The organism is Brevundimonas sp. AVps23W (assembly GCF_058681395.1).
Map to the genome: position 1 here is coordinate 393,292 of NZ_CM178738.1, position 15,627 is coordinate 408,918.

The 15,627-nt window shown below is 66.7% G+C and carries 14 protein-coding genes; 7 read left to right on the forward strand and 7 right to left on the reverse strand.

Going from position 1 to position 15,627, the window contains the following annotated elements:
* Window positions 1–51: 51 nt before the first annotated feature.
* From ACW177_RS01870 to ACW177_RS01885, 4 genes are all read left to right on the forward strand, one after another.
* Window positions 52–1,017 (forward strand): WD40 repeat domain-containing protein, encoded by a 966-nt coding sequence (locus ACW177_RS01870; protein WP_492026972.1) that lies wholly within the window; start codon window positions 52–54, stop codon window positions 1,015–1,017.
* Window positions 1,017–1,709, forward strand: coding sequence for a monofunctional biosynthetic peptidoglycan transglycosylase (gene mtgA / locus ACW177_RS01875; protein WP_492026973.1), 693 nt, complete (start codon window positions 1,017–1,019; stop codon window positions 1,707–1,709). Before ACW177_RS01870 ends, mtgA begins: the two co-directional genes overlap by 1 nt.
* Before the next feature lie 64 nt (window positions 1,710–1,773).
* Window positions 1,774–3,678, forward strand: a complete 1,905-nt coding sequence (locus ACW177_RS01880) for a M2 family metallopeptidase (protein ID WP_492026974.1) — start codon at window positions 1,774–1,776, stop codon at window positions 3,676–3,678.
* Window positions 3,679–3,883: 205 nt separating this feature from the next.
* Window positions 3,884–5,455: a TadE/TadG family type IV pilus assembly protein gene (locus ACW177_RS01885; RefSeq protein ID WP_492028054.1), complete on the forward strand. Its 1,572-nt coding sequence runs from the start codon at window positions 3,884–3,886 to the stop codon at window positions 5,453–5,455.
* 15 nt (window positions 5,456–5,470) lie between these two features.
* On the opposite strand, the gene ACW177_RS01890 is transcribed toward ACW177_RS01885, so the two are convergent.
* The gene (locus ACW177_RS01890) at window positions 5,471–6,382 is read right to left on the reverse strand and encodes an isopenicillin N synthase family dioxygenase (protein ID WP_492028055.1); all 912 of its coding nucleotides are present in this window, start codon (window positions 6,380–6,382) and stop codon (window positions 5,471–5,473) included.
* Between the two features lie 266 nt (window positions 6,383–6,648).
* On the opposite strand from ACW177_RS01890, the gene ACW177_RS01895 reads away from it, so the two are divergent.
* Window positions 6,649–7,323, forward strand: coding sequence for a YiaD family glycine zipper/OmpA-like lipoprotein (locus ACW177_RS01895; protein ID WP_492026975.1), 675 nt, complete (start codon window positions 6,649–6,651; stop codon window positions 7,321–7,323).
* Window positions 7,324–7,772: 449 nt separating this feature from the next.
* Here the strand turns inward: ACW177_RS01895 and ACW177_RS01900 are convergent, their stop codons facing one another.
* The 3 genes from ACW177_RS01900 to ACW177_RS01910 all read right to left on the reverse strand — a co-directional run bounded on the left by ACW177_RS01900 (window position 7,773) and on the right by ACW177_RS01910 (window position 10,677).
* Window positions 7,773–8,933: an OmpA family protein gene (locus tag ACW177_RS01900; RefSeq protein ID WP_492028056.1), complete on the reverse strand. Its 1,161-nt coding sequence runs from the start codon at window positions 8,931–8,933 to the stop codon at window positions 7,773–7,775.
* A 251-nt stretch (window positions 8,934–9,184) separates the two neighbouring features.
* Window positions 9,185–9,640 (reverse strand): MaoC family dehydratase, encoded by a 456-nt coding sequence (locus ACW177_RS01905; RefSeq protein WP_492026976.1) that lies wholly within the window; start codon window positions 9,638–9,640, stop codon window positions 9,185–9,187.
* A 56-nt stretch (window positions 9,641–9,696) separates the two neighbouring features.
* Window positions 9,697–10,677 (reverse strand): threonine ammonia-lyase, encoded by a 981-nt coding sequence (locus ACW177_RS01910; RefSeq protein ID WP_492026977.1) that lies wholly within the window; start codon window positions 10,675–10,677, stop codon window positions 9,697–9,699.
* Between the two features lie 58 nt (window positions 10,678–10,735).
* Here ACW177_RS01910 and glpK point away from each other — a divergent pair, with 58 nt between their 5' ends.
* Both glpK and ACW177_RS01920 read left to right on the forward strand, forming a co-directional pair.
* On the forward strand, window positions 10,736–12,265 hold the full coding sequence (gene glpK, locus ACW177_RS01915) for a glycerol kinase GlpK (RefSeq protein WP_492026978.1): 1,530 nt from the start codon (window positions 10,736–10,738) through the stop codon (window positions 12,263–12,265).
* Between the two features lie 36 nt (window positions 12,266–12,301).
* Window positions 12,302–13,393 carry a phosphotransferase family protein gene (locus ACW177_RS01920; RefSeq protein ID WP_492026979.1) on the forward strand — a complete coding sequence of 364 codons (1,092 nt, stop codon included), beginning with the start codon at window positions 12,302–12,304 and terminating at the stop codon, window positions 13,391–13,393.
* Here the strand turns inward: ACW177_RS01920 and ACW177_RS01925 are convergent.
* From ACW177_RS01925 to ACW177_RS01935, 3 genes are all read right to left on the reverse strand, one after another.
* A complete protein-coding gene (locus ACW177_RS01925) occupies window positions 13,390–13,875 on the reverse strand; it encodes a PA2169 family four-helix-bundle protein (RefSeq protein ID WP_492026980.1) in 486 nt (161 codons plus the stop codon). The two genes, ACW177_RS01920 and ACW177_RS01925, sit on opposite strands and share 4 nt — an antisense overlap.
* A gap of 328 nt (window positions 13,876–14,203) precedes the next feature.
* The gene (locus tag ACW177_RS01930) at window positions 14,204–15,001 is read right to left on the reverse strand and encodes a tryptophan 2,3-dioxygenase (protein ID WP_492026981.1); all 798 of its coding nucleotides are present in this window, start codon (window positions 14,999–15,001) and stop codon (window positions 14,204–14,206) included.
* Between the two features lie 69 nt (window positions 15,002–15,070).
* The gene (locus ACW177_RS01935) at window positions 15,071–15,601 is read right to left on the reverse strand and encodes a CHAP domain-containing protein (RefSeq protein WP_492026982.1); all 531 of its coding nucleotides are present in this window, start codon (window positions 15,599–15,601) and stop codon (window positions 15,071–15,073) included.
* Between the last annotated feature and the right edge of the window lie 26 nt (window positions 15,602–15,627).

A 15,627-nucleotide genomic window follows, 5' to 3' on the forward strand; every position in this document is an offset into this window, starting at 1 on the left:
GAATAAAGCCGCGATTTGCCCCCGCTGCCGCAACCCGCTAACGCGTCCCGCATGAACTTCGATTTCGACGCCCAGGTCACCGCCGCCCTGTTCGACAGCACCGGCGCCGTCTTCGCCCTCGGCGACGGCTCGGTCCGATTCGAGGATGGAACGACGATCCAGGCCCATGACGGCGCCGTCCTGTGCGCGGCTGTCCACCCGACCGGCGACGGCGTCGTCACCGGCGGCGACGACGGCCAGGTGGTCTGGAGCCGCCGCAGCGCAGAACCCGCCGTCCTGGCCTCGGCCAAGAACCAGTGGGTCGACGCCGTCGACGCCTCGCCCGCCTCGGGCCTGGTCGCCTTCTCCTGGGGCCGCACCCTGTCGGTGATCGATCCGAAGGACGCCGGCTTCCGCCGCGATTTTCAGCACGAACGCACCGTCTCCGGCGTCGCCTTCGATCCGAAGGGCCGGCGTATCGCCGCCTCGACCTACGGCGGCGCGGCCCTCTGGTACGCCCGGATCGAGAAGCAGCAGCCGGTCAAACTGGCCTGGGCCGGATCGCACACCGCCGTCGCCTTTTCACCGGACGGCGCCTTTGTGGTCACCACCATGCAGGACAGCCAACTGCACGGCTGGCGGCTGAAGGACGCCAAGAACCTGCGCATGGGCGGCTATCCGTCCAAGGTCCGCTCGCTGGCCTTCCTCGCCAATGGCCAGCTGCTGGCCACCTCGGGCGCCCAGGGCGCGGTGCTGTGGCCCTTCATCGGCGCGAACGGCCCCATGGGCCGCGAGGCGACCGAAATCGGCTATGACGACACGAGCCTGGTCAACCTGGTCTCGGCCCGGACCGAACACGGCCTGCTGGCCGCCGGCCTGACCGACGGCCGGGTCTGGGTCGCCCATCCGGCCGCCCAGGGGCTGAACTTCGTCAAGGCCGAGAAAGGCCCGACCATCGTCGCCCTGTCCCTCAGCCCCGCCGCCGACAAGGTCGCCTGGGCCGACGAGGACGGCGCGGCCGGGATCCTGATCCTCTGATGGCGCGCGGGCGGAAAAAGGCTTGGTTCCGGGCGGCCCTGATCGCTCTGGGGGTTCTGGCCCTGCTGCCGATCGGCGGCGTCCTGATCGTCGCCGTCCTGCCGCCCGCCCCGACCATATTGATGCTGCGCCAGGCCGTGCGCGGTGAAGGCCTAGACTATCAGTGGCGCGGTCTGAACGACATCTCGCCCAATCTGGTCAACGCCGCCATCGCCGCCGAGGACGCCCGTTTCTGCAGCCACCACGGCTTCGACATCGAGGCGATCCAGAAGGCGCTGGACCACAACGCCGAGGGCGGCCGCATCCGCGGCGGCTCGACCATCAGCCAGCAGACCGCCAAGAACGTCTTCCTCTGGCCGGGCCGCGACTGGATCCGCAAGGGGTTCGAGGCCGGCTACACCGTCCTGATCGAAGCCGTCTGGTCCAAGCGCCGGATCATGGAGGTCTATCTGAACGTGGTCGAATGGGCGCCGGGCGTCTATGGCGCCCAGGCCGCCGCCCAGCACTGGTTCGACAAGGACGCCGCCGACCTGACCCCGCGCGAGGCCGCGCGTCTGGCCGCCATCTTGCCCGCCCCGCGTCGCTATAAGGCCGCCTCGCCCGGCCCCTATGTCCGCCGGCGCGCCGCGCGCATCCAGGCCGCCATGGGCACGGTCCGCACTCAGGATCTGAATGGTTGCGTTATCCGCTGAACCGCTCCGCTTGACGGCGGATCAGGCCTGACCTCTCCTGCGCCCGCTGTTCAGGAGATCCATCATGAAGCGTCAGATGATGACCGCCGTCGCGGTCTGCGCCCTCGCCTTCACCGCCGGCTGCGCCGCCACCACGATCCCGGACGAGGCCCTGCCGCTTCAGGCCGACGGCGGCGAACAGACCTTCACCCCCGCCCCCGTCACCGCCACTGGCCTGCGCGCCGACTATCCGACCACCGTCGAAGGCGCGACCCAGTTCGTCGCCGATGCCGAAGCCAAGATGCTGACCTTCGGCGAATACGCCGCTCGGGTGCAGTGGGCGCGCGCCACCAACATCACCTTCGACACCATGTGGCTGGAGTCCAAGGTCAACGCCGAGGCGACCGAGCTTCAGGTCCAGTTCGCCAACCAGGCCGCCAGGTTCAATGATGTGGCGGTGGACCCCGTGGTCCGGCGCAAGCTGAACCTGCTGCGGCTCGGCATCGTCCTGCCGGCCCCCAACCGCCCCGGCGCGGCCGAGGAGCTGTCGCAGATCACCACCCGGCTGGACTCGACCTATTCGACCGGCAAGTTCGACTTCAAGGGCCGGCCCGTTACTCTGGACGAGGCCTCGCTGATTCTGGCCGACAGCCGCGACCCGAACGAGACTAAGGCCCTGTACGAAGGCTGGCGCACCATTTCGCCGGTCATGCGCGACGACTATGCCCGCATGGTCGAGATCGCCAACGAGGGCGCGCGCGACCTCGGCTTTTCCGACACCGGCGCCCTGTGGCGCTCCGGCTACGACATGCCCGCCGACGATTTCGCCAAGGAGACCGACCGCCTGTGGGCCCAGGTCAAACCCTTCTACGAGAACCTGCACTGCTATGTCCGCGCCCGGCTGAACGCCAAATACGGCGACGCCGTTCAGCCCGATCACGGCCCGATCCGCGCCGACCTGCTGGGCAATATGTGGTCGCAGCAGTGGGGCAATATCTATGACGTCGTGGCCCCGACCAGCGGTGGCGCCTCCAGCTATGACCTGACCGAACTGCTGAAGACCGCTGACTATGACCCGACGAAAATGGTCAGGACCGGCGAGGGCTTCTACGTCTCCCTGGGCCTGGATCCCCTGCCTCAGACCTTCTGGGAACGCAGCCAGATCGTGCGTCCCCGCGACCGCGAAGTCGTCTGCCACGCCTCGGCCTGGGACCTCGACAACGCCGACGACATCCGCATCAAGATGTGCACCAACGTCAACGGCGAGGACTTCTACACCGTCCACCACGAGCTGGGTCACAACTACTACCAGCGCGCCTACAAGAACCAGCCGATGCTGTTCCGCAACGGGGCCAACGACGGCTTCCATGAGGCCATCGGCGACTTCGTCGGCCTGTCGGCCCTGACCCCCACCTATCTGAACCAGATCGGCCTGTTGAAGACGACGCCGGGGACGCAAGAGGACATTCCCTTCCTGCTGAAGATGGCGCTCGACAAGATCGCCTTCCTGCCGTTCGGCCTGATGGTCGACCGCTGGCGCTGGGGCGTCTTCTCGGGCGAGACCTCGCCGGACCAGTACAACGCCGCCTGGACCGCCGACATGCTGAAATACCAGGGCCTGGTCCCGCCGGGGCCGCGTCCGACCAACGCCTTCGATCCGGGCGCGAAATATCATGTGCCGGGCAACACCCCCTACACCCGTTACTTCCTGGCCCACATCTACCAGTTCCAGTTCCAGCGCGCGGCCTGCAAACAGGCGGGCTGGACCGGGCCGCTGCACCGTTGCTCGGTCTATGGAAACGAGGCGGTCGGCGCCCGCTTCAACGCCATGCTGGAGATGGGCCAGTCCAAGCCCTGGCCCGAGGCCATGCAGGCCTTCACCGGCGAGACCACCAACGACGCCTCGGCTGTCGCCGACTATTTCGCCCCGCTGAATGAATGGCTCACCGTCCAGAACCGCGGTCACGACTGCGGCTGGTCCGAGGCCTGAGGCCGCCTGGGGCTTCAGTCTGCGGGGCCGTTAACCTGAGGCTTGAGGCTTCTCTTAACCGTATGACGGCATTCTGCCGTCATACGGGCCGTGTGCGCCCGGCAGGGAAGCGACGAACTTGGCCTCTCCATCGATCCCTCGGGCGGTCCGCCGTCTCCGCAGCCTTGTCGCGCGCCTAGGCGACGACCGGCGCGGCAATGTGGCGATGATCTTCGCCTTCAGCCTGCCGATCATCGTCATGCTGGCGCTGGGCGGCATCGATCTGCATCGCGTGACCACGGCCCGGTCCCAATTCCAGGACGCCCTGGACGCCGCCACCCTGTCTGCGGCCCGGTCGTCCTATACGGACCCGAAGGATCTCAAGGCCGTCACCCTGATCACCCTGCGGGCGAATCTGGAGAACACGGAGGTCGAGCCCATCCAGGACTCCGACGTGACGGTGGTCATGAACGGCACAACGGTCGTGGTCTCCGACGCCGTCGGCAAGGTGAATACTCTGGTCGCCAACATCATCCTTCCGCCCTATGGCCAGCTGCTCGACGACACCATTCCGATCAGCGTCCACTCCGAGGTCAATCGGTCGGCCAAGAATCTCGAAGTGGCCATGGTGCTCGACATCACCGGCTCGATGAGCGGCAGCAAGATCACCGACCTGAAGACCGCCGCGCTCAAGATGGTCGATATCGTCGTCAAGGACGTCCAGACCCCCTACACCTCGCGGATGTCGGTGGTGCCCTATTCCATGGGGGTGTCCCTGGGATCGCGCGCCTCCGCCGCGCGGGGGCCCGTGACGGCAGGCAACACCATCACCGGCGCGACCAAGAGCTGTACCACCAAATGCACCATCACAGTGACGGCGGCGAACCACGGCTTCGCCGTCAATGATCGTGTCGTCGTCACCGGGGTGTCCGGCATGGCCATTAACAGCGCGACCAACGCCAAAAACAGTTCCTCCAATACGGCCTTTACCGTTACGGAGCGCACCGCCAACACCTTCAAATACGTCATCAGCGGCAGCGTCAGCGGCAGCTATTCGAATGGCGGGACGGCCTATTGCACAGTCGCGGGCTGTCAGTATTTGGCCTACACCAATGCCGCAGGCAGTACGTCCGTTCATGCGATCAGCGACTGCGTGACGGAGCGGATCGGATCTGCCGCCTATACCGACGCCTCGCCCGCCTCGGCCTATGTGGGTCGCAACTATCCCAGCACCACTGAGAATAACAACTGCCTGACCGTCGGCATTCAGCCCCTGACCAGCGACCGCGCCAACCTGAAGTCCATCATAAACAGTCTGGACTACGGAGGCTCGACCGCCGGCCAAATAGGCACGGCCTGGGGCTGGTATACGTTGGCGCCCAACTTCAACAGTCTGTGGTCGTCGGACTCAGCCGCGAACGACTATGATCCGTTGAAGACGGTCAAGGCCGTGGTCTTGATGACCGACGGCGACTTCAACACGCCCTACTATAGCGGGGTCATAGCCAAGGATTCCCTGAGTGGATCCTATTCGTCCAATGACGTCCGGATCAACCAGAACGCCTCCAACGGATCGTCCGCCTCCCAGGCCGAGAAGCTCTGCACCGCGATGAAGGCCAAGGGCGTCACCGTCTACACCGTCGGTTTCGCGATCACCGCCAACAGCGCGGCGGCCACCCTTCTGTCCAACTGCGCCTCCTCGTCCGACAAGGCTTATCTGGCTGACAGCGGAACAGCGCTGGTCGCCGCCTTCGAGGCCATCGGACGCGACATCACCAAGCTGCGGATCACCCGCTGACGGTCGACGGCGCCGTCAGAGCAGGCGGATTTCCCGCAGGCGTTCGGTCAGATAGTCCTCGGCCGTGATGGACTTGCCGGCGTACCGGTCCGGGTTTTCCGGGGTGATCGCGCTGGGCAGGGTCTCGATCAGGAAGTCCGGATTGAAGTGCAGGAAGAAGGGCGTGGAGTAGCGGGCGAACCCGCGCCGCTCCGGGGCCGGATTGACCACCCGATGCGTCGTCGACGGCAGGACGTGATTGGTCAGCCGCTGCAGCATGTCGCCGATATTGATCACCAGGGCGCCGGGCGGCGGGGCGATGTCCAGCCAGCTTCCGTCCTTCTCCTTCAGCTGCAGCCCGGCCTCCTCGGCCCCCAGCAGCAGGGTGATGACGTTGATGTCCTCGTGGGCGCCGGCGCGGACGCCGGGCGCATCGGCCGGCACCGGCGGATAGTGCAGAAGCCGCAGCACGCTGTTGCCCATCTCGACCTTGTCGTCGAAATAGCCGTCGTCCAGGCCCAGATAGCGGGCGATGGCCCTCAGGATCTTGCGCCCCAGGGCGTCCAGGTCTTCGTACATGCCATAGACATGGGGCTTGAAGCCGGGTGTCTCGGCGGGCCAGACATTGTCACGCATGAAGCCGCGGTACCGATGGCCCTCCGGCAGTTCGCGGCCGACGTGCCAGAATTCCTTCAGATCGACCGTCGCGGCGCCCTTGGCCGCCTCGACGCCGAACGGGGTCAGGCCCCGCGCCCCGCCGGTTCCCGGCTGATGATACTGACGCTTCACGTCTTCAGGCAGGGCGAAGAAGGCCTTGGCGTCGTCCAGAGCGGCGGCGATCCGCGCCTCGTCCAGTCCATGGTCCGCCACCACGGCGAAGCCGAAGCGCTGGAAGGATGCGCCCAGGGCGTCGCTGAAGCCTTGGAAGTCCGCATCATAGCGCGTCATCGAAACCGGCGTGATGGCGCGGGGGGCGGCGGTTTGGGCTTCGGTCAAGCTCACAGGCAGTCCTCGTCAGGCGATGTGCGGCGGTTTCTTACGCCCATTCCGCCCCTATGTCAGGCGGAGCGATTGTCTTGGAGGGGATTGTCCTGGAGGGGCGCGTATCAGTGCGTGGGCGTGTTCATCTATGGTACAGCTTGGAACCTAGACAGTAAGCGGGCGTTTTCGCGCCAGACTTCAATTCGGCCAGACTTCTCGGAAGGACCATTTCCATGCGCGCCAAGATTTTCGTCGCCAGCGTTTCCATCGCGGCCCTGCTGGGGACCGCCGCCTGCACCACCACGGATCCCTATCGCTCCACCCCGACCCGCAACAACACCGGCACGGGCGCGATCGCCGGCGCGCTCGGCGGCGCCCTGCTGGGGTATCTGACCAACACCTCGAACGGCGAGCAAGGCCGCAAGAACGCCCTCATCGGCGCCGGCATCGGCGCCCTCGGCGGGGCGGCCGTCGGCCAGTATATGGACCGCCAGCAGCGCGCCATGGAGGCAGAACTGTCGGGCAGCGGCGTCGGCGTCGCACGTCAGGGTGACAATCTCGTGCTGCGTATGCCGTCGGACGTGACCTTCGCCACCAACCAGTCCTCGATCGACCCGCGCTTCCTGCCGGTTCTGGAGGATGTGGCTCGGGTGCTGCAGGAATACGACCGTTCGACCATCGACATCATCGGGCATACGGATTCCTCGGGCGGCGATGCGATCAATCAGCCCCTGTCGGAACGCCGCGCCGCCAGCGTCGCCTCCGAACTGGTGCGGCGGGGCGTGATCGCCGAGCGACTGTATGTTGCGGGCGTCAGCTCCAGCCAGCCGGTGGCCTCCAATGCGACGGCTGAGGGCAAGGCCCAGAACCGCCGCGTCGAAATCCTGATCCGGCCGTTCACGGGCTGATCAGGCCTGCGACTTGGGTTCGAAAAGGGCGGCGTCATGGACGCCGCCCTTTTTTAATGGGGCGCACCGAACCGTGATTTGCGCCCGCTCACGACCTATGATTCCCGAAGGGCGTGGTGGTGGGAGAGATCTGGTGGCGCCTGACGGTCCAGGATTTGGACAGGGTCTGAAGCTGGCGGGGATTGCGTTGGTTTGCGCCATCCTTACGGCCACGCTCGTCGTCCTTATCGGGGAGGCGCTGCGTGGACGCTCCGGACCGACAGCGCTGGCTCCCCAGATCCTGCCGGCCTCTTCCCCCGACTGACCGTTCCCGCCCTCCAGGGGTTGGCGCCGCCTCGTACATGACGCCCAAGAAAAACGCCGCTTCCGGTGGAAGCGGCGTTCAATCTTACGACAAGCTTCTGACCTCTGGGGTCGGCTCGGGATCCGAGCCGACCCTTTGAGTGGTCTTAGAAGTTGATGTCGATGGTCGCGCGACGGTTCAGCGGCTCACGCACGCCGTCAGCCGTGGGCTTGGCCAGGGCGGTTTCGCCCTTGCCGTCCAGGGCGATGACGCCGCCGTTGACGCCTTGGGCGACCAGGGCGTCCGCAACGGTGCGCGAACGACGGTTCGACAGGCCGAGGTTATAGGCGGCCGAGCCCGAGGTGTCGGTGTAGCCGACGATCACGACGCGGGTCGCGCGGCCGGTCTTGGCGTAGTTGGCGGCCTGGGTCACGACCGAGCGGGCTTCAGCCGTCAGGTCCGAACGATCCCAGTCGAAGTAGACCACGAACTGACGCGCGGCCGGCTTCTGAACCACCGGCGGCGGAGGCGGCGGGGGCGGAGGAGGCGGCGGGGGCGGCGGGGGCGGGGGAGGAGGAGGCGGCGGAGCCGCTTCTTCCGCACCGAAGCTGTAGCGCAGGCCCAGGGTCACGGTGTGCGACTGATCGTAGTCGCCGTCCCATTCACCAAATGCCGTGGCGCCAGCGCCCGTACCGACCGTGGTCGAAGCCCAGGTGGCGTCGCCCGTCAGGTAGCGGTAGGTCAGGTCGATATTGGCGCGGTCGCTGATGGCCCAAGCCAGGCCGGCGATCGCTTGAGCGGCGAACTCGGTCGAGCTGTCATCGATAGCGAAGCTGGCGCCGCGGTTGGCGCGCAGGTTGCCGACGGTTTCAGTGTTGACGTGGTTCACACCGGCGCCGAGGCCGACGAAGGGACGGATGCCCCAGGCTTCATAGCCGAAGTCGTACAGGACGTTGGCCATCAGAGTGGTCGACTCGATGTCGCCTTCCGGCGAATAGCAGCCGCCGGTCGCCGGGGTCAGGTTGCACAGACCCTGGGTGCCGGACGCGGCGCGCACGGTGCCGATGTCGCCCGAGCGATAGCCGCCTTCCAGTTCAACACGCCAGTTGGGGTTGAAACGGTAACCGAGACGGGCGAAGGCCGCCCAGCCGTCGTTGACTTCATAGTTCCAGCTAGCGCCGGTGGTCGATGACTCGGCATTGATGTCGTCGATGATGTGATAGCCGGCGTCGATCGCGCCGTACCAGCCGTTCGGCTCGGCCGACGCAACGCCAGCGGACAGGGCCAGAGCGGCCGCTGCGCTGGAGGCCAGCACGAAAGTCTTCATACGCATAGGGGGTAGCCCTCCGCCTGTTTGATCTAGGGCGGGTCTACCGCCTCCGCGGGTCTTATCAGCGTTGCCGTGGAAGGTCGAGGCGAAAACGAGGCGATCAAGAGGGCGGGGCCGCATACCGTGCTATTGATGCTACAGGTTAAATTGGCGATCTGAAGCCGATTGAGGCGATTTTGGACCGGTTCCGGAGGACTTCTGTTCACCATGAAGTGCGGTGGTGTTCAGCGCAGCCCTTGCGCGCAGGCCTAACCATCGACCACCTGCATCCCTAACCATTCCCCGACGAGCGCAGGCTTGTCGGCGCCCTCGATTTCCACCGTCAGTTCGTGCTTCAGCAACCAGCGACCGCCCCCCTTGTCTTCGGCTGACAGCAGACGGAACCGGCCCCGCACGCGCGATCCGGCCCGCACAGGCGTTAAAAACCTCAGCTTGTCGAACCCGTAGTTGATCCCCATCGACACGCCTTCCAGCGACGGGACGGCGTCATAGCTCATCGCCGAGGCCAGGCTGAGGGTCAGAAATCCATGGGCGATGGTCCCGCCGAAAGGCGTGGCCCTGGCCGCCTCCGCATCGACATGGATGAACTGTCGGTCCTCGGTACAGTCGGCGAAGGCGTCGATCCGCGCCTGGCTGACCTCGAACCATCGCGAGACCCCGACCTCCTGTCCGATCAGGCCCTGAAGTTCCTGCGGCTTCGTCATTCCATTCCTCCCTTTTTCCGCAAAGCCTGACTCAGGCGCACGGGGAAGGAAAGAGGTCACACGCCGAAACGGCCTTCGATGATTTCGGCGTAAAGACCGGGATCAACATTGCCGCCGGACAGGATCACCCCCGTCGTCAGACCCGCGCCCTCGACCTTGCCGGCCAGCAGCGCCGCCAGGGACACGGCGCCGCCCGGCTCCACCACCAGTTTCAGGTGGCGGAAGGCGAACCGCACCGCTTCGGCGACCTCGGCGTCGGACACGGTGACCGCGCCGGCCAGGCGTCGATTGATCGGCCAGGTCAGGACGCCCGGCATGGGCGACATCAGGGCGTCGCAGATCGACGGCGGCCCGGCGGGATGCCCGACCCGTTCCCCGGCCGCCAGCGACCGGGCCGTGTCGTCATAGGCCTCGGGCTCGACCACCAGGACGCGGGTCTCGGGGCTGCGCTCGGCCATGACCAGATTGATCCCGGCCATCAGCCCCCCGCCCGAGGCGCCGCACAGCAGCTGGTCCATCGGCGCATCGGCCTGGTTCAGCATCTCGAGGGCCGTCGTCCCCTGGCCCTCGATGATGAAGGGATCGTCGAACGGCGGCACGAGGACGCAGCCCCGCTCGGCGGCGATGGCGGCGCCGATCTCTTCGCGGCTCTCGGTCCAGCGGTCATACAGCCGCACCTCGCCGCCGAAGCCGATCACCCCCTCGACCTTCACCTTGGGCGAGTCCGCCGGCATGACGATGATCGCCGGCGTCCCCACCAGGGCGGCGGCGGCGGCCACGCCCTGGGCATGATTGCCGGAAGAAAAGGCCACGACCCCGCGGGCCTTCTCCTCGGCGCTCAACCGGCTGATGCGGTTATAGGCGCCGCGAAACTTGAACGCCCCGGCCCGTTGCAGGTTTTCCGCCTTCATCAGAACCCGGCCGCCGATCACGGCGTTCAGGGCCGGGCTCTCGATCAGGGGGGGGCGAACGGCGACGCCCTCGATCTGGCGGGCGGCGTCGAGAACGCCTTCATAGCTGGGCAGGTGCGTCGTCATATGCTCCCTTTAGACCGAGCCGCAGGCGTCGCCCAAGACGGTTCAGGGAGAGAAAGACATGAGCCTGATCCTCGCCATCGACCAGGGCACCACCTCGACCCGGGCAATTGCCTTTGAACTCTCGCCTCAAGTAGCGCGAAGCGCGATAGGCGAAAGAAACCCTGATCTGCGCTCGGTCGCGGTCAGCCAGATCGAGCTGGCCCAGCATTTCCCCCGATCCGGCTGGGTCGAGCATGACGCAGCCGAAATCTGGTCCGCCACCCTCCAGACCTGCCGCGAAGTGGTGCGCCAGGCGGGCGGCGTCGACCGGTTCGCCGCCATAGGTATAACCAACCAGCGCGAGACGGCGGTGATCTGGGACGCCGCGACCGGCGAGCCCCTGCACCGCGCCGTCGTCTGGCAGGACCGTCGCACCGCCGACGTCACCGCCCGCCTGACCGCCGAAGGCCATGAGCCAATGGTCCAGGCCGCCACCGGCCTGATCCTCGACCCCTATTTCTCGGCGACCAAGTTCGCCTGGCTGCTGGACGCCGTGCCGGGCGCGCGCGACCGGGCGGCGCGGGGCGAGGTCAAGCTGGGCACGATCGACGCCTGGCTGATCTGGAAACTGACCGGCGGCCGGGTTCACGCCACCGACGCCACCAATGCGTCCCGCACGGCTCTGATGGATCTGAAGACGGTCGAATGGCGCGACGACCTGTGCGCCCTGTTCGACGTGCCGCGCGCGGCGCTTCCCGCCATCGTTCCCTGCGCCAGCCTGATCGGCGAGACCGAGCCCGGTCTGTTCGGTCGCCCCCTGCCTATCGCCGGATCGGCGGGCGATCAGCAGGCGGCCCTGGTCGGCCACGGGGCTTTGCAGCCGGGCGACGCCAAGATCACCTACGGCACCGGCGCCTTCCTGGTCGCCAATGTCGGCGAGACGCCGGTGACCTCGACCCGCCGCCTCTTGGGCACGCTCGGCTACCGGGCCGACGGACGCACCGCCTATGCGCTGGAGGGGTCGATCTTTTCGGCCGGGTCGGCGATCCAGTGGCTGAGGGACGGGGTCAAGCTGATCTCCGAATCCCGCCAGTCCGAAGCCCTGGCCCAGAGCCTGCCCGACAACGGCGGGGTCTATATGGTGCCCGGCTTCACCGGCCTGGGCGCCCCCTGGTGGGAGCCGGACGCGCGCGGGACCGTGGTCGGTCTGACGCGGGACTCGGGTTCGGCCCATTTCGTCCGCGCCGCGCTGGAAGCCCTGGCCTATCAGACGCGGGATCTGCTTGACGCCCTGGCCCAGGACGGCGCTCCGCCGTTGAAGACGCTGAAGGTGGACGGCGGCGTCACCGCCAACAGTTTCGCCATGCAGTTCGTCGCCGACATCTGCGAGGTCGAGGTCGAACGCCCCGCGTTTCAGGAGATGACCGCCCTCGGCGCCGCGCGTCTGGCGGCATTGGGCGTCGGCCTGCTGTCCGATCTGGAGGCCCGCCCGGCTGAGGCCCCGGCCTGCTGGAAGCCCAGAATGAAGCCTTCAGAACGCGAACATCTGCTTTCCGGCTGGCGTCGCGCCGTCAAGGCCGCCATCATCGCCGCGCCGGACCGGGCCTAAGACGCGGGCGGCTGAAGGGAAACGACAGGGCTGCACATGACCGACGCCTCCGCTGCCGACGCGCCTATGCAGGACGCTCAAACGACCTTTTCCGGCACCCGCGAGGTCGATCCCCGCTACCGGCTGGACGAGGCGGCCCTGGCCGCCTGGATGACCGACCATGTCGCGGGCTACGCCGGCCCGCTGACGGTGCGCCAGTTCAAGGGCGGCCAGTCCAACCCCACCTACGAGCTGACGACCCCGACCGCCGCCTATGTGCTGCGCCGCAAGCCGCCGGGCGTTCTCTTGCCCAGCGCCCATGCCGTGGACCGCGAGTTCCAGGTCATCTCCGCCCTGGCCGCCCAGGGCTTCCCGGTGGCCAAGCCCCATGCGCTGTGCCTGGACGAGGCCGTCATCGGCTCGATCTTCTATGTGATGGACAAGGTCGAGGGCCGTATCCTCTGGGATCTGAAACTGCCTGGCCTGACCCCCGTTGAGCGCCGCGCCATCTATAACGCCCAGACGGATGCGATGGCCCGGCTTCACGCCTTTGATCCCGCCGCCATCGGCCTGGCCGACTATGGCAAGGCCGGCAACTATTTCGCGCGTCAGGTCGGGCGCTGGACCAAGCAATATCGCGCGTCGGAAACCGAACCCGTTCCCGCCATGGACCGGCTGATCGCCTTCCTGCCGGACAGCCTGCCGGCCGAAGGGCCCAGCCGCATCGTCCATGGCGACTTCCGTCTCGACAACATGATCCTGGCTGAGGATCGGGCCGAGGTTCGCGCCGTGCTGGACTGGGAACTGTCGACCCTGGGCGATCCGATGGCCGACTTCTCCTATCTGCTGATCGCCTGGGCCATTCCGGCCAGCCTGCGAAACGGTCTCGCCGGAGCCGATCTGGAGGCCCTGGGCATTCCCTCGGTCGAGGAGACAGTGGACCGCTACGCCGCCGCCACCGGCATGCGGCCCGCCAATCTGGACTGGCTCTACGCCTACAACCTGTTCCGACTGGCGGCGATCTGCCAGGGCATCGCCGGCCGGGTCCGCGACGGCACGGCGGCCAGCGCCCACGCCCGAAGCATGGCCGCCCAGGTCGGGCCGCTCAGCGACGCGGCCTGGGGCTTTGCGAAACGGGCGGGCGCCTAGGTCGGATAAAGCGGGTTCGACGCGTCTTTCTGGCCTTCCAGACTGTGTTTCAGGGCGTGCATTTCGTCATGGCCGACCTTGATCGTCGCATAGGCGCGGCGGACGGTCTCGCGCGTGGTGGCCGAGATGCCTGTGTCCTCCAGCGCCTTCTCGTACCGACCGGCGATAAAGCCTTCGCCGCTGTCGATGGAACCGACGACGGAATCGTCGTTGCGCATCAGGGCGTGTTTCACATCCAGGAAGGCGCGATGGGCCTTGGCCAGGATCGAACCATGCGGCTCGGGATCGCCGCCCAGGCCGCGCACGGCGCCCGATAGATCCTCGACCACCTGCCGCCGTTCGGCGCTGCGGTTCTCGAACAGGGTGCGGTAGTGCGGATCCTCGGTCTGTTCGGCCGCCTCGCGATAGCCGTCCACGCTGTCCAGGGTGGTTTCGATCAGCCCATTCAGAACCTTGATGTCGTGGGCGTTGGGGTTGGTCATTTCGCTCATTCCTTCCGCATTGCGGTCGAACGGCGGAATGGGCAGGCGTGGGGAAGGTTGCCGGGTGCGGCGATCGGACGATCAAAACGGCGTCAGAGCGTGTCAGGTTCGATCCTGCTCCGCGCCTAATTCCAGAGAATAAACCGCCTGTTTTCAAAGCGTCGGCGAGGATACGCAGGCCTCTTCTAAGCAGGCTCCGGGGCAGGCGCATACTGGGCGGATGAACGCTCAGCCTCGCCCCGTCGCTTGTAAAGAATGGACGAAAATAGACTCAAAAAAATTGCAGTGGATTCCGTCTATTTCGCCGTCCCTGGGGCTCCGGCGCGGGTCACAGGCTGGTGCGCAGCGACCACAGCTCGGGGAAGCAGCGCTTGGTCAGGGTCGAGGCCAGATAGGCCGCCCCCTCGGTGCCGCCGGTGCCGCGGCGCCGGCCGATGATCCGCTCGACCGTCACCACATGCTTGTGCCGCCAGGTCAGCAGGGCGTCGTCCAGATCGACCAGCTTCTCGGCCAGCTGATACAGCGACCACCAGCGTTCGGTGTCGCGATAGACCTCCAGCCAGGCCGCCTCCACCGCTTGCGACGGCTCATAGGGCTGGGTCACGTCGCGGTTCAGCACCTCGGCCGGTATGGGCAGACCCGCCTTGGCCATCTGGGCCAGGGCGTCGTCATACAGGCTGGGGGCGGCGATGGCGGCCTGGAGCGCGGCCAGGGCTTCGGGCCGGTCCTCATGGAACTTCAGGAAGCTGGAATCCTTCAGCCCCAGCATGGCTTCGAACCGCCGGAACTGGTCGCTCTGGAAGCCGGAGGAGGAGCCCAGCGAGCCCCGGAACCGCAGATAGTCGGCCGGGGTCATGGTCGACAGAATGTCCCAGCTCTGGGTCATCACCGCCTGGATGCGGCTGACGCGGGCCAGGCTCTTGTAGGCGGGGACCAGATCGCCGGCGCGCACCATGGTCTGGGCCAGGGCCACCTCATGCAGGATCTGCTTCAGCCACAGTTCCTTGGTCTGGTGGATGACGACGAACAGCATTTCGTCGTGCTGGTCCGACAGCGGATGCTGGGTGGAAAGCAGGTCGTCCAACGCCAGATAGCCGGCGTAGGTGATGTCGCTGGATTGGGTCATGCCCGCCTATCGCCCGTGGCTGGAGAAGGTGCAAGCGGACCGGTCGCCGCTCATCGCGGCGGGTTCAGGTCAGTGCTGACCCTGGCTCGAAGCGTTCGAGGCGATCTGGCGGCCGGCGTCGAAGGCGTCGCGGGCGCCTTTGTAGATGAAGCCGTAGGTCGGATAGACGGTGGTGCCTAGGTCGTTGATCGGGTTGTACCAGACCTTGACCTGCGACCAGTCATTAGCGGGCGAGACGTCCACCACGGTGACGTTCTCTTCGACCTTGCCGCGGCTGCCGCCCCAGTTGGCGTGGGTGACGCGCACGACGCGGTCGGTCAGGATGTCGGAAACCACGGCGACATGGCCCCGGCTCATGCGGCCTTCGGGACGGAAGACCAGGACCGATCCGGTCTCGGGCGCTGCGCCGGTGCGGAAGTTCGCTGCAGCCTGGCGCCACCAGGTCCAGGCGTCGCCGAAGATGTTGATGCCCGAGAACATGCGGGCGAAGGTGACGCACTGCCAATACGGCTCATCGGCCTTTGCGGAAGAGGGCGCGACGCCCAGCGCAAGAAATCCGAAGGTCGTCGCAACCGCGACGGCTTTGAGCCGTTTGATCATGCTGAGGCTGTATCCCGACTGCCGAT